The sequence below is a fragment of the Aquibium oceanicum genome, from assembly GCF_001889605.1.
Classification (GTDB): domain Bacteria; phylum Pseudomonadota; class Alphaproteobacteria; order Rhizobiales; family Rhizobiaceae; genus Aquibium; species Aquibium oceanicum.
This window is the reverse complement of record NZ_CP018171.1, coordinates 2,290,174-2,302,943: the sequence shown is the minus strand read 5'-3', so window position 1 is coordinate 2,302,943 and position 12,770 is coordinate 2,290,174. Positions and strand designations below refer to the sequence as shown.

The following is a 12,770-nucleotide window of genomic DNA, read 5'->3' as shown; positions in this document are numbered from 1 at the left end:
TATTCGAGCCCGCCGGAGAGGTCAAGGGTGATGTCGGCAAGCCGCCCTGCCCCGCCCCCGAATGGGGCGGGACGCCTGGTCGCCGTCCGTCAGACCGCCTGGTACGCGGCGATCACCGCCTCCACCTGCGCGGTGCTCATGGCCTGCAGTTGCGGCGTCGTCAGCGCCCCGAGCTGATCCTCGCTCAACCCCCCGATATCGTCCGTCGACAGTCCGGAAATCGCGCTGGTGCTGATCGCGGCGATGTCGTCGGTCGAGAAGCCCTCGATGTCTTCCAGTTCCATCGCGGCGATCTGGGTGGCGCTCAGGGCCGCGGTCTGGGCAGCGGTGAAGGCCTCGGTCTGGTCTGTGCTCATGGCGGTGATCTGGTCCGCCGTGAGGCCGGTGACCGCTGCGGAACTCAGCGCGGCGACATGGTCTGTCGTCAGCGCGCCGATCTGGTCGGTGGTCAACGCAGCGACCTGAGCGGCCTTCAGCGCGCCGACCTGACCGACGGAGAGAGCGCCGATCTGGTCCGTCGTCAGCGCGGCGACCTGGGTGGTCTTCATGGCGCCGACCTGTGCCGCGGTGACCGCGCCGAGCTGGTCGGTCGTCAGCGCGGCCACAGCATCGGTCGACAGGCCGGCGAAAGCGTCGGCCTTGATCGCGGCGATCGCGTCGGTGGAGAGTTCGGCCGCGTCGTCGGCGCCGAGCGCTCCGATCTGGGCGGCACTGAACGCGCCGATCTGGGCCGTCGTCAGCGCGCCGACCTGGTCGGTGCTAAGGGCTTCGACCTGTGCGGCTTTCAGACCGGCCACGGCTTTCACGCTGAGCGCCGCCACCTGATCGGTGGTGAGCGCTCCGATCTGGTCTGTGGTCATGGCCCCGACCTGGGTTGAGGTCAGAGCGCCGGCCTGGTCGGTCGACAGGTCTCCGATCTGGTCGGTCGTCAGGGCCGCGACCTGGCCGCCCGTGAGCGCAGCGACCTGCCCGGTCGTCAGCGCGCCGAGTTGGTCGGTCGTCAACGCAGCGACTGCGTCGGTCGACAGGCCGGAGATCGACTTGATACCGATGGCGGCGATCTGATCGGTGGAGAACTCCCCGATGTCATCGGCTCCGAGCGCACCGAGTTGCGAGGCGCTGAGCGCGCCGACCTGGCCCGTCGTCAAGGCGCCGACCTGGTCGGTGCTCAGGGCCTCGAGCTGCGCGGTCTTGAGGCCGGCCACGGCCTTGGTGCTGAGAGCCGCGACCTGATCGGTGGTGAGCGCACCGAGCTGATCGGTGGTCAGTGCCGAGACCTGGGTGGCGGTCAGCGCGCCGACCTGATCCGTCGAGAGATCGCCGATCTGGTCCGTCGTCAGCGCGGCGACCTGGTTGCCCGTCAGCGCGGCGACCTGCCCGGTCGTCAGCGCGCCGATTTGGTCCGTCGTCAAAGCAGCCACGGCGGCGGTCGACAGGCCGGTGATGGCCTTGGTGCTGGCGGCCGCGATGTCCTCAGTCGAGAACTCCGCGATGTCATCGGCCCCGATGGCGGCGATCTGCGTTCCGCTCAGGGCGCCGACCTGCTGGGCCGTCAGGGCGCCCATCTGGTCGGTGCTCATCGCCCCGATCTGCGTGGCCGTCAGCCCGGTCACGGCCTTGGTGCTGAGAGCTTCGACATGGTCCGTCGTCAGCGCCCCGATCTGGTCCGTCGTCATGGAGGAGACCTGCGCCGCCGTCAGTGCCCCGATCTGGTCGGTCGAGAGATCGCCGAGCTGGTCGGTGGTCAGGGCGGCGATCTGCGACCCCTTCATGGCCGCGATCTGGCCGGTGGTCAGAGCGCCGAGCTGGTCGGTCGTCAGCGCCGCTACGGCATCGTTGGTCAGGCCCGCGATTGCCTTGGTGCTGATGGCTGCGATCTCCTCGGTGGAGAACTCGACGATGTCATCCGCGCCGAGCGCGCCGATCTGGACCGAACTCAGGGCGCCCGTCTGGCTGGTATCGACCGCCGCGAGCTGGTCGGTGCTCATGGCGCCAATCTGGGTCGCAGTGAGGCCCGTCACCGCCTTGGCGCTGATCGCCCCGACCTGGTCGGTGGTCAGCGCACCGATCTGGTCTTCCGTCAAGGCGCCGATCTGCGCGGCGGTCATCGCGCCGATCTGGTCGGTCGAGAGATCGCCGATCTGGTCGGTGGTGAGTGCTGCCACCTGCGTCGTCTTCAGCTGCGCGATCTGGCTGGTCGTCACCGCGCCGAGCTGGTCGGTTGTCAGCGCCGCAACGGCGTCGGTCGAGAGGCCGGAGACGGATTTGCTGTTGATCGCGGCGATCTGATCAGTTGAGAGCCCGCCGACGTCATCGGCTCCGAGCGCCCCGATCTGGGCCGCGTTCAGGGCGCCGATCTGGCTGGTGGTCAGCGCGCCCACCTGATCGGTGCTCATCGCCGCAACCTGCGTGGTCTTCAGGCCCGTTATGGCCTTGGCGGTCAGAGCTGCGATCTGGTCGGTGGTCACCGCGCCGATCTGTTCGTCGGTGAGAGCTGCGACTTGCGCCGAGGTCAGCGCGCTCACCTGATCGGTCGAGAGATCGCCGATCTGATCCGTCGTCAGCGCCGCCACCTGCGTGGTCTTCAGAGCCGCGACCTGGCCTTTCGACAATGCGCCGAGCTGATCCGTCGTCAGCGCGGCAACCGCGTCGGTCGAAAGGCCGGCGATCGCCTTGGTGCTGATGGCCGCGATCTGGTCCGTGGAGAATCCACCAATGTCGTCGGCGCCAAGTGCGCCGATCTGGGCCGCGTTCAACGCTCCAACTTGGCTCGTGGTCAGCGCCGCTGCCTGGTCGGCGCTGAGCGCCGCGACCTGCGTGGTCTTCAGCCCGGTCACCGCCTTGGTCGACAGGGCCGCCACCTGATCGGTGGTCAAGGCGCCGATCTGTTCGTCGCTCAGCGCCGCGACCTGCGGCGCCGTCAGCGCGCTCACCTGATCGGTGGAGAGGTCGCCGATCTGGTCCGTCGTCAGCGCGGCAACCTGCGTGGTCTTCAGCGCCGCGATCTGGGCCTTGGAAACCGCGCCGAGCTGATCTGTCGTCAGCGCGGCAACCGCGTCGGTCGACATGCCGGCAATCGCCTTGGTGCTGATTGCCGCGATCTGGTCGGTGGAGAGTACACCAATGTCGTCGGCGCCCAGCGCGCCCACCTGCGTGGCGTTGAGCGCGCCAATCTGCGCCGTCGTCAGCGCGCCGGCTTGATCGGTGGTCAGGGCTCCGACCTGGGTGGCCGTCAGGCCCGTGACGGCCTTGGAGCTCAGTGCCGCGACCTGGTCGGTCGTCAGGGCGCCGATCTGGTCCGTCGTCAGCGCCGAGACCTGCGCCGCCGTCAGCGCGCTCACCTGGTCGGTCGAGAGATCCCCGATCTGGTCAGTGGTCAGCGCGGCGACCTGGGTGGTCTTCAGCGCCGCGACCTGAGCCTTGCTCAGTGCGCCGAGCTGGTCCGTCGTCAAAGCGGCAACCGCGTCGGTCGACAGACCCGCGACCGCCTTTGTGCTGATGGCGGCAATCTGGTCGGTGGAGAATTCACCGATGTCATCCGCCCCGAGCGCGCCGATCTGCGCGGCATTCAGCGCACCGATCTGGCCCGTCGTCAGCGCCCCTGCCTGGTCGGTGCTCAGCGCTTCGATCTGCGCCGTCTTGAGGCCGGCCACGGCCTTGGTGCTCAGAGCCGCCACCTGATCCGTCGTCAACGCACCGATCTGGTCCGTCGTCAGCGCGGAAGCCTGCGCGGCCGAAAGCGCGCTCACCTGGTCGGTCGAGAGATCGCCGATCTGATCCGTCGTGAGCGCAGCGATCTGGCTTGCCTTCATGCCGGCGATCTGGCCCTTCGTGAGGGCGCCGAGCTGGTCAGTCGTCAGCGCCGCAACCGCGTCGGTCGACAGACCGGCGATCGCCTTGGCGCTGATGGCGGCGATCTGGTCAGTGGAGAATCCACCGATGTCGTCGGCGCCCAGCGCGCCGAGTTGAGCGGAGTTCAAGGCGCCGATCTGGCTCGTGGTGAGGGCGCCGGCCTGGTCGGTGCTCAGCGCCTCGATTTGTGCCGTCTTGAGGCCGGTGACCGCCTTGGTGCTCAGCGCCGCGACCTGGTCGGTCGTGAGTGCGCCGATCTGATCCGTCGTCATGACGGCGACCTGCGGTGCCGTCAGCGCACTGACCTGATCGGTCGAGAGATCGCCGATCTGGTCGGTCGTCAGGGCAGCGACTTGCGTCGTCTTCAGCGCCGCGACCTGGGCCTTGGAAACCGCGCCCAGCTGGTCGGTCGTCAAAGCGGCAACCGCGTCCGTCGACAGACCGGCAATGGCTTTGGTGCTGATGGCGGCAATCTGGTCGACGGAGAATTCTCCGATGTCATCGGCGCCCAGCGCGCCGATCTGCGCCGTGTTCAGCGCGCCGACCTGCGCCGTGGTGAGCGCGCCGACCTGATCGGTGGTCAGGGCACCGACCTGCGTGGCCGTCAGGCCGGTCACCGCCTTGGCGCTCAATGCCGCAACCTGATCGGTGGTCAGGGCTCCGAGCTGGTCGGTCGTCATGGAGGAAACCTGCGTCGCCGTCAGCGCGGAAATCTGGTCGGTCGACAGATCGCCAAGCTGGTCCGTCGTGAGGGCCGCGATCTGACTGCCCGACATGGCGGCAATCTGGCCCTTGGTAAGCGCGCCGAGCTGGTCGGTCGTCAACGCCGCGACTGCGTCGGTCGAGAGGCCGGCGATCGCCTTGGTGCTGATCGCGGCGATCTCCTCCGTCGAGAACTCGGCAATGTCGTCGGCGCCGAGCGCGCCGATCTGGGCTGAACTCAAGGCACCGGCCTGGCTGGTGTCCAGCGCCGCGAGCTGGTCGGTGCTCATGGCGCCGATCTGGGTCGCGGTCAGGCCGGAGACCGCCTTGGCGCCGATCGCACCCACCTGATCGGTGGTCAGCGCGCCGATCTGGTCTTGCGTCAATGCGCCGATCTGCGCGGCCGTCATCGCGCCGATCTGGTCGGTCGACAGATCACCGATCTGGTCGGTCGTCAATGCCGCGACCTGCGTGGTCTTGAGCTGCGCGATCTGGCTGGTCGTCACCGCGCCGAGTTGGTCGGTCGTCAGCGCCGCTACGGCGTCCGTCGACAGGCCCGAGATGGATTTGGCGCTGATGGCACCGATCTGGTCGGTGGAGAACTCGCCGATGTCGTCGGCGCCGAGCGCGCCGATTTGCGTGGCGCTCAGCGCGCCGATCTGGGCGGTCGTCAACGCGCCGACCTGATCGGTGCTCAGAGCCTCGATCTGCGCTGTCTTGAGGCCGGTCACCGCCTTGGCGCTCAGTGCCGCGACCTGATCGGTCGTGAGAGCGCCTAACTGATCCGTCGTTAGGGCGGAAACCTGGGCGGAGGTCAACGCGCTGACCTGATCGGCCGAGAGGTCGCCGATCTGGTCGGTCGTCAACGCCGCGACCTGCGTGGTCTTCAGTGCCGCGACCTGAGTTTTCGACAGCGCGCCGAGCTGGTCGGTCGTCAATGCCGCCACGGCATCGGTGGAAAGGCCGGCAATCGCCTTGGTGCTGATGGCGGCGATCTGGTCGGCCGAGAATTCCGCGATGTCGTCGGCGCCGAGTGCGGCGACCTGGGCCGAACCGAGCACCTTCACCTGGTTGACGGTGAGCGCGCCGACCTGATCGGTGCTCAGAGCCTCGATCTGCGTCGCCTTGAGGCCGGTCACCGCCTTGACGCTCAGTGCCGCGACCTGGTCGGTCGTCAGCGCGCCAATCTGGTCGGTGCTCAGCACGGAGACCTGGGCGGAGCTCAGTGCGCCGATCTGGTCGGTCGAGAGATCTCCGATCTGGTCGGTCGTCAGCGCGCCGACCTGGCTGGCCGACATGGCGGCAACCTGGGCGGTGGTGAGAGCGCCGAGCTGATCGGTCGTCAGCGCGGCCACGGCGTCGGTGGAGAGACCGGCGATCGCCTTGACGCTGATGGCTGCGATCTCGTCGGCGGAGAATTCGGCGATGTCGTCGGCACCGAGCACTGCCACCTGCGACGATGCAAGCGCACCGATCTGCTCGGCGTCGAGGTCGCCGATCTGGTCGGTGCTCAGCGCCTCGAGCTGCGTGGTGGTCAGCGCAGCGATCTGTTCCTTGCCGAGCGCCTCGATGCGCGCCGTATCGAGCGCGGCGAGCTGGTCGGTGGTGAGGCCCTTGATCGAACTCGACGAGATGGATCCGAGCTGGTCCGTGCTCAGGGCTTCGAAGTCTTCCACCTCGATCGCCGCGACCTGCTGCGCGGTGAGCGCGCCGACCTGGGAGGTACTCAATGCCTCCATGTCCTCGGGCGTCAGCGATGTGATGGTTGAGGTCGACAGGGTCCGGATCTGAGCGACGGACAGAGACGAGACGATCGAAGTCATACTGGGCACCCTTATCGAGCCGGCGACACACGTCATTGCTTCGCCGGCGAGGCCCCCAGGGGGTTCGGCGCCCGCCCGATAGACCGGGCGCACGAGGCGCCGTCCGGCGAAATCATCCGCGCGGAAGCCTCGATGAAATCGTGCTTACCGTTCGGGCGTCCTTTCGGACGCAACAGATTTTTGCGTGAACATGGCCCTCTCGCAGGAGCCTGGGCGCTGGAGGTAGCATCATGCGACCGGGGCGCTGCCGCACCCCGCTTCCCCGCCTCTTGAAGCAACGGCACCTTCCCGTTCGGTACCGCTTCACCCGCTTCCGTCGGCAGGAGGCCGGTTTTGCGGCACCTTGGACGGAGTCCTTGGTAGAACCTCTATCAGACGAGTCTCTAAGCAATCCTTAACGAGGTTTCGGACATTCGACCGTTCCTCGCAGGCAGCCATGAAGACACTCGATTGCCGCCGCACCGAAAGGTTCATCGTTGCGGATGAAGGTCTTGGCGAAGAGTTCGCTCGCGGTGTGGATGGGGATCGCGCACTCCGGCGAGACCGCGAACGTTCCTGACAGGTTTGGTGTAAGAGGTGCCGATCGGCCGGTATCCGGCCGGGTCGTCTGCTCAGCTTCCAGGTCGCGGTGGTGGAGGGGGCTGGATTCGAACCAGCGTAGGCTGAGCCAACGGATTTACAGTCCGTCTCCTTTAACCACTCGGACACCCCTCCAGACGCGATCCGGAGCCATGCATACGAGGCAATTCCGCAATCCGGGCGGCCATCGAATGGCCTCCGAACTCCGCGAGGGCCTTATGGCGACTGCCTCCGGGCGTGTCAACCGGAACCGCGCCCGATTTCGGCATCCGTCGCAGCGCTTCTTCGGCCGGTCTCGGCCAGCTGTTCGCGAACCGGCGCAGGCCCCGTATCCTTCCGGCCGCCGCGACGCTATACAGCCCCCATGAGCGACGATCAAAACTCCGGAACGCCGAAAGACAGCCACTATGCCCGGCTTCGCCGCGCGCACCGCGACCAGAACCGCGGACCGCAGCCGCGCCCGCGAAACGCGGCCGAGGGCGAGCCCGCGCCTGACGGCCTCGTGCGCCTCTACGGGCTTCACACCGTGCGTGCCGCGATCGACAACCCGCGCCGCAAGATCGCGCGCCTCGTCGTCACGCGCAACGCTCTCGACCGGCTGGCACCCGGGGATCCCGACGCCCTGCCCTTCCCGGTCGCGATCGTCGAGCCGCGCGAGATCGACCGGATTCTCGGCGGAGAGGCCGTTCATCAGGGAGCGATGATCGAGGCTCGTCCGCTGGTGCCCAAGGCGCTCGGCGCGCTCGGCGGCACCCCTCTGGTGCTCGTGCTCGACCAGGTCACGGATCCGCACAATGTGGGCGCCATCATCCGTTCGGCGGTCGCCTTCGGAGCCGGCGCGCTCATCACGACCCAGCGCCACAGCCCATCCGAATCGGGCGTGCTGGCGAAGGCCGCGTCCGGCGCACTCGAACACATCGACCTGATCGAGGTGCGCAACCTCGCCGCCGCACTCGACGAAATCCATGCGGCCGGCTTCAGGACCGTCGGTCTGGATTCCGAAGCTCCGGAGCAAGTCGAAACCTCCTTCCAGGGCGATCGCATCGCGCTCGTCCTGGGGGCGGAAGGCAAGGGACTGCGCCAGAAGACCCGTGAGACCGTGTCGGTTCTCGTACGGCTCGACTTGCCTGGCGCCATACGCTCCCTCAACGTCTCCAACGCGGCCGCGGTGGCGCTCTACGCGGCGCGGAGGTTCCTCGACCGCCCGGCCTGACGAAAGCGCCATCGCGCACTCGTGATCGTGATCGTTACAATTCGAACGAATTCGTTTGCGATTTGTTGGTCATGCGTCAGAGGAGGACGATGTATGACCACGCTCCCCACCCAGTCCGCACGAGCCGCCAAGAAGTCGGCCCTGTGGCCCCCCTGGGGCAACATGCCCCACCGCCCATCAACCTCACCCCGTCAGCGGACTGAAACCCGCGCTGGAAAGGTGCAGAAGACGCCTGTGCAGGGGAATTCCACGACCGGCGTGCGGGGGATGGATTGAAGGCGCCCGTGACCGAATTCGGCCGCTGAATCACCTTTGGTCGTTCCTGGGTGCGCGCATAGCGCTCGTTGCCCGGCATCACGCTCGGCCCCGCCGTCACCTTCGGCTACGTCGCCGCACGACACGCCTCGGGCGTCAACGACTGACGATCGGGTCGCATCCGCTCCGCGTCGGTTACGCGAAAAGGGCTAGTGGGAATTCTGGAACCGCTCGATCCTGTACGGGGCGAGGTCGATCGACGCCGGTTCGCCGCACAGGATCTTGCCGATGATGCTTCCGGTGACGGCCGATGCAGAAAGCCCCAGATGTCCATGCCCGAACGCGAAATGGAGCGAGTTCCAATCGCGGCTGCTGCCGACGACCGGCAGCGAGTCCGGCAGGCATGGGCGGTGGCCCATCCAGAACGGTTCCGGCTGGTCGACGCGGACGTCGGGGAACACGGCTTTGAGGTCGTTATGCAGTAGGTGCGCGCGGCGCGCCGTCGGCGGTGCGTCGAGGCCGGCGAGTTCCACCGTGCCGGCGATGCGCAACCCCGTCTCCACCGGCGTGATGAAGACTTTCCGGTCGGCCGGAACGATCGGTCGCTGCACCGAAATGCCTGAGCCTACGAAGTCCACGTGGTACCCGCGCTGGGTTTCCAGAGGCACGTGGATATCGAGCTTGCGCAGGATGCGGGCCGACCAGGCGCCGGCGGCAAGCACCACGGCGGAATGGCTCCGTTCGCCCTCCGACGTGATCACACCCTTTACCGTGCGCCCATCAACGGTGAGATCACGCACTGCGTACCTTGAGAAGGTGACACCCTCCCGCGCCAGCGCCTGCGCGATCGTCTGGGCGTATCGCAGCGGGTTCACGCTCATGCCCGCCTTGGGAATGAAGATGCCGATCCGGTAATCGGGCCCGATCATCGGCTCGAGCGATTCGATCCCTGCCCTGTCGAGTTCTTCGTATTCCACGCCGCGCTCGGCGCGGATCAGCCACTCGGCCTTGCTGCGCCGAAACTGGCGCCGGGTCCGGTAGAGATGGAGTTGTCCGGTCAGTCGTATCAGATCCGGAGCCCCTATCTCCCTGGCGAGTTCCTCGTGAAATTCCAGCGTCGGCCGATAAAGCCGCGCCAGCGAATCCGCGATCTCTGCCACCCGCGCGGGTCGCGCCTGGTTGACGAAGGAAGCGAGCCAGGGGGCGGCCTTCAACCAATAGCTGGCAGGTATGTGCAGCGCGCCCCCGGGATTGAGCATCATGCCGGGAACCGAGGCGAGCAGTCCCGGCAGGGCCAGCGGAACCACCGAGCCCGGGCTGAGCGCTCCCGCGCTGCCCGCCGAGCATCCACTGCCCGGTTCATTCGGGTCGTACACGACGACCCGCCGGCCGCGCTTGACGAGGTTCCAGGCCACGGACAGGCCGATTATCCCGGCGCCGATCACCGCGATGGTCTCGTTGTCGCGGTATCCATCCCCTTTGGGGTTCATGCTTCCATTCCCTTTCGATGGGAGACAGGACTCCTCTGTCCTCCGCGGCGAGGCCGCGGAATGTCCCGTCTCCCGAATATTGAGGTCTAGACCGGCGCCGGTTCTTCTTCCTTCATCCGCGGCAGGGTCGCTTCCGGCGAAGGCTCCAGGGTCGCTGCGAGCAGACGCTTCGTGTAGGGGTGGTTGGGGGTTTCCAGGATTTCCCGCGTCTGCCCCTGTTCGACGATCTTTCCGCGATACATGACCAGAACGCGCGAACAGATCGCCTGCACGACGGCCAGATTGTGCGAGATGAAAAGGTAGGTCAGGCCGAACTCATCCCTGAGCGACTGCAGGAATTCGAGGATCTGCGCCTGCACGGAAACGTCGAGCGCCGACGTCGGCTCGTCGAGCACGAGTATGCGGGGATTGAGCATGAGCGCCCTCGCGATGCAGATGCGCTGCTTCTGCCCGCCGGAGAGTTCGTGCGGGTAGCGGCCGAGGAAGCTCTGGGGCAGACCGATCGTATCGACCATCCGCCGCACGCGCGCCGCGATTTCATCCCGGCCGAAGCCCCCTTGGATGTGCAGCGGCTCGGCCAGCGCGCGCGACACCATCATCCTCGGATGCAGCGAGGTGTGCGGGTTCTGGAACACGATCTGGACTTGGCTCCGGAGGCTGCGCATTTCCGACCGCGAAAGCGCGGCGAGATCGCGACCTTCGATCAGCACCTTGCCCGCGCTCGGCGCAATGAGGCCAAGCAGCAGCCGGCCGACGGTCGACTTGCCGGAGCCGGATTCGCCCACGATGCCGACGCTCTCCCTGCCCTCCAGCGCGAGATCGATCCCATCGACCGCGACGACCTTGCGCTTGTCGAAGAGGCCTTTCGAGACGGTGAACTCCTTGCGGACCGCCGAGAAATCCGCGATTGGGCCTTCACTCATGCTACAGGCTCCGGATAGTGGCATGCGGCCCGCCGACCGTCGGAAAGGGCTTCGAGAGCCGGCTTTTCGCTTCGACACAGCGAAGTCGCCTTCGGGCATCTCGGCGCGAAACGGCAGCCGGGCGGCGGATTGAGCAGGTTGGGTATGTGGCCGCCGATCCCCTTCACCTGTTTCTGCGGATAGCCCAGGCGCGGAACCGCGGAGGTGAGTCCGACCGTGTAGGGGTGCGCCGGCCTCGACAGAAGCTGACGCTTGGTCCCCGTCTCGACGATCGTTCCGGCATACATCACGACGATGCGTTCGCACATGCTCGCGATGACGCCAAGGTCGTGGGAGATCAATACGATCGACGTGTCGCGGTCCTTCACGATGTCCTGGAGCAGATGAAGGATCTGGGCCTGGACGGTCACGTCGAGCGCCGTCGTCGGCTCGTCCGCGATCAGGAATTCCGGCTTGCCCACGATTGCCGCGCCTATCAGCACGCGCTGTCGCATGCCGCCGGAAAGCTGGTGCGGATAGCTGTCGAAGACCCGCTCGGGATCGGAAAGGCCAAGCCGGGACAGCAGATCGACCGCCTCCGCCTTGCGCTGCGCGCGCGACATCGAGCCGCCCTTGACCTGCTCGCGATGGCCGATCGCCTCCATCATGTGGCTGCCGGCGGTGTAGAGCGGATCGAAGAATGTCATGGGATCCTGGAAAACCATGCCGATCTCGGTGCCGCGGACCTGCCGCAGGCGCCTGCGAGTGGTCGCCAGAAGGTTTTCGCCTTTCCACCGGATCGCGCCCCGACGATATCGGGCTATGCCGTGCGGCAGGAGGTTCAGGATACTCTTGGCCAGGACCGACTTGCCGCATCCGGTTTCGCCGACGATACCGACCGTTTCGCTGCGTCCGACATCGAGGCTGATGTCGTCCAGGACCTTCACTTCGCCGTCATAGGTCGCGAGATCGAGCGTGAGATCGCTGATCGACAGGGCCGCGTCTCCATGCGCGGTGCGTTCCGCTGGTGCTGCGCTCATCGCGATGTCCTCGGATCGAGCACGTCGCGGAGGCCATCGCCGAGCAGGTTGAAACCGAGCACGCTCAGGTAGATCGCCATGCCCGGGAAGATGGCGAACCACCACCACTCCGGCAGGTAACCCCGGGCGACGCTCAGCATCGCGCCCCATTCCGGCGACGGAGCCTTGGCACCGAGCCCGATGAAACCGAGACCGGCCGCAGCGAGGATCGCCGCCCCCATGTCCATGCTCGCCTTCACGATCAGAGGCGAGGCACAGCCGGGCAGCAGATAGCGGAAGATGATGCGCGGCGTGGAGGCGCCCAGCGCGCGGGCGGCTTCCACATAGGGCTCTTCCTTGATGGCGAGCGTCTTGCTGTCGATCAGCCTCACGTAGCCCGGCCACCAGACCACGGCGAGCGCGATCATGGTGTTGACGATGCCGGGCCCGAGGACGGCGACGATCGCGATCGCCAGAACCAGACTCGGAACCGAGAGGAACAGATCGGTCAGCGCCATGATGATGCTGCGGACCCACCCGCCGAGATAGCCGCCCAGGATCCCCAGCGGCACGCCCACCAGCGCGGCGCCCAGCGTGATGATGAGGCCGACCTGCAGCGAAATTCGCGTGCCGATGATGACGCGCGACAGCACGTCGTTTCCCATGTCGTCGGTGCCGAACCAGTGCTGCCAGCTCGGAGGCTGAAGCATCTCCTCCATGTTGACGCTACCGAGCGCGGCTTCCGGGTATGGGGCGATCCAGGGGCCGAAGACCGCCAGGATCATGAACACCACGACGATCGCGAGACCCAGCATGGACGAGAAACTGCGCGACAGGAGCCAGACCGCGCGGCGCGCCTCGCGGTAGCGATCGAGCTTCTCTTCCATGGTGTCCGCGGTGCTAGCCGGCACGGAGGCGATGGTCGTGTCGGTCAT

6 protein-coding genes and 1 tRNA gene are annotated in these 12,770 nt (G+C 66.9%); 1 reads left to right on the top strand and 6 read right to left on the bottom strand.

From position 1 onward, the window contains the following. Positions 1 to 89 precede the first annotated feature (89 nt). Both BSQ44_RS11365 and BSQ44_RS11360 read right to left on the bottom strand, forming a co-directional pair. The gene (locus BSQ44_RS11365; RefSeq protein WP_114579957.1) at positions 90 to 6,377 is read right to left on the bottom strand and encodes a beta strand repeat-containing protein; all 6,288 of its coding nucleotides are present in this window, start codon (positions 6,375 to 6,377) and stop codon (positions 90 to 92) included. Between the two features lie 629 nt (positions 6,378 to 7,006). Next, positions 7,007 to 7,091 (bottom strand) — tRNA-Tyr (locus BSQ44_RS11360). A gap of 229 nt (positions 7,092 to 7,320) precedes the next feature. Between BSQ44_RS11360 and BSQ44_RS11355 the strand changes: the two genes are divergently transcribed. Next, positions 7,321 to 8,169 (top strand): TrmH family RNA methyltransferase, encoded by an 849-nt coding sequence (locus BSQ44_RS11355; RefSeq protein ID WP_072604128.1) that lies wholly within the window; start codon positions 7,321 to 7,323, stop codon positions 8,167 to 8,169. Positions 8,170 to 8,633: 464 nt separating this feature from the next. Here the strand turns inward: BSQ44_RS11355 and BSQ44_RS11350 are convergent, their stop codons facing one another. The 4 genes from BSQ44_RS11350 to BSQ44_RS11335 form a co-directional block, all read right to left on the bottom strand. Further along, the gene (locus BSQ44_RS11350; protein WP_072604125.1) at positions 8,634 to 9,914 is read right to left on the bottom strand and encodes an NAD(P)/FAD-dependent oxidoreductase; all 1,281 of its coding nucleotides are present in this window, start codon (positions 9,912 to 9,914) and stop codon (positions 8,634 to 8,636) included. Between the two features lie 86 nt (positions 9,915 to 10,000). Further along, positions 10,001 to 10,837, bottom strand: coding sequence for an ATP-binding cassette domain-containing protein (locus tag BSQ44_RS11345; RefSeq protein WP_072604122.1), 837 nt, complete (start codon positions 10,835 to 10,837; stop codon positions 10,001 to 10,003). Next, positions 10,834 to 11,856: an ABC transporter ATP-binding protein gene (locus BSQ44_RS11340; RefSeq protein ID WP_083534699.1), complete on the bottom strand. Its 1,023-nt coding sequence runs from the start codon at positions 11,854 to 11,856 to the stop codon at positions 10,834 to 10,836. Before BSQ44_RS11340 ends, BSQ44_RS11345 begins: the two co-directional genes overlap by 4 nt. Then, positions 11,853 to 12,770, bottom strand: coding sequence for an ABC transporter permease (locus BSQ44_RS11335; RefSeq protein ID WP_072604120.1), 918 nt, complete (start codon positions 12,768 to 12,770; stop codon positions 11,853 to 11,855). Before BSQ44_RS11335 ends, BSQ44_RS11340 begins: the two co-directional genes overlap by 4 nt.

Coding starts and splice junctions, on each gene's coding strand:
- BSQ44_RS11345 (WP_072604122.1), bottom strand. CDS start 10,837: ATGAGTGAAGGCCCAATCGCGGATTTCTCGGCGGTCCGCAAGGAGTTC.
- BSQ44_RS11340 (WP_083534699.1), bottom strand. CDS start 11,856: ATGAGCGCAGCACCAGCGGAACGCACCGCGCATGGAGACGCGGCCCTG.
- BSQ44_RS11350 (WP_072604125.1), bottom strand. CDS start 9,914: ATGAACCCCAAAGGGGATGGATACCGCGACAACGAGACCATCGCGGTG.
- BSQ44_RS11335 (WP_072604120.1), bottom strand. CDS start 12,770: ATGACCGACACGACCATCGCCTCCGTGCCGGCTAGCACCGCGGACACC.
- BSQ44_RS11365 (WP_114579957.1), bottom strand. CDS start 6,377: ATGACTTCGATCGTCTCGTCTCTGTCCGTCGCTCAGATCCGGACCCTG.
- BSQ44_RS11355 (WP_072604128.1), top strand. CDS start 7,321: ATGAGCGACGATCAAAACTCCGGAACGCCGAAAGACAGCCACTATGCC.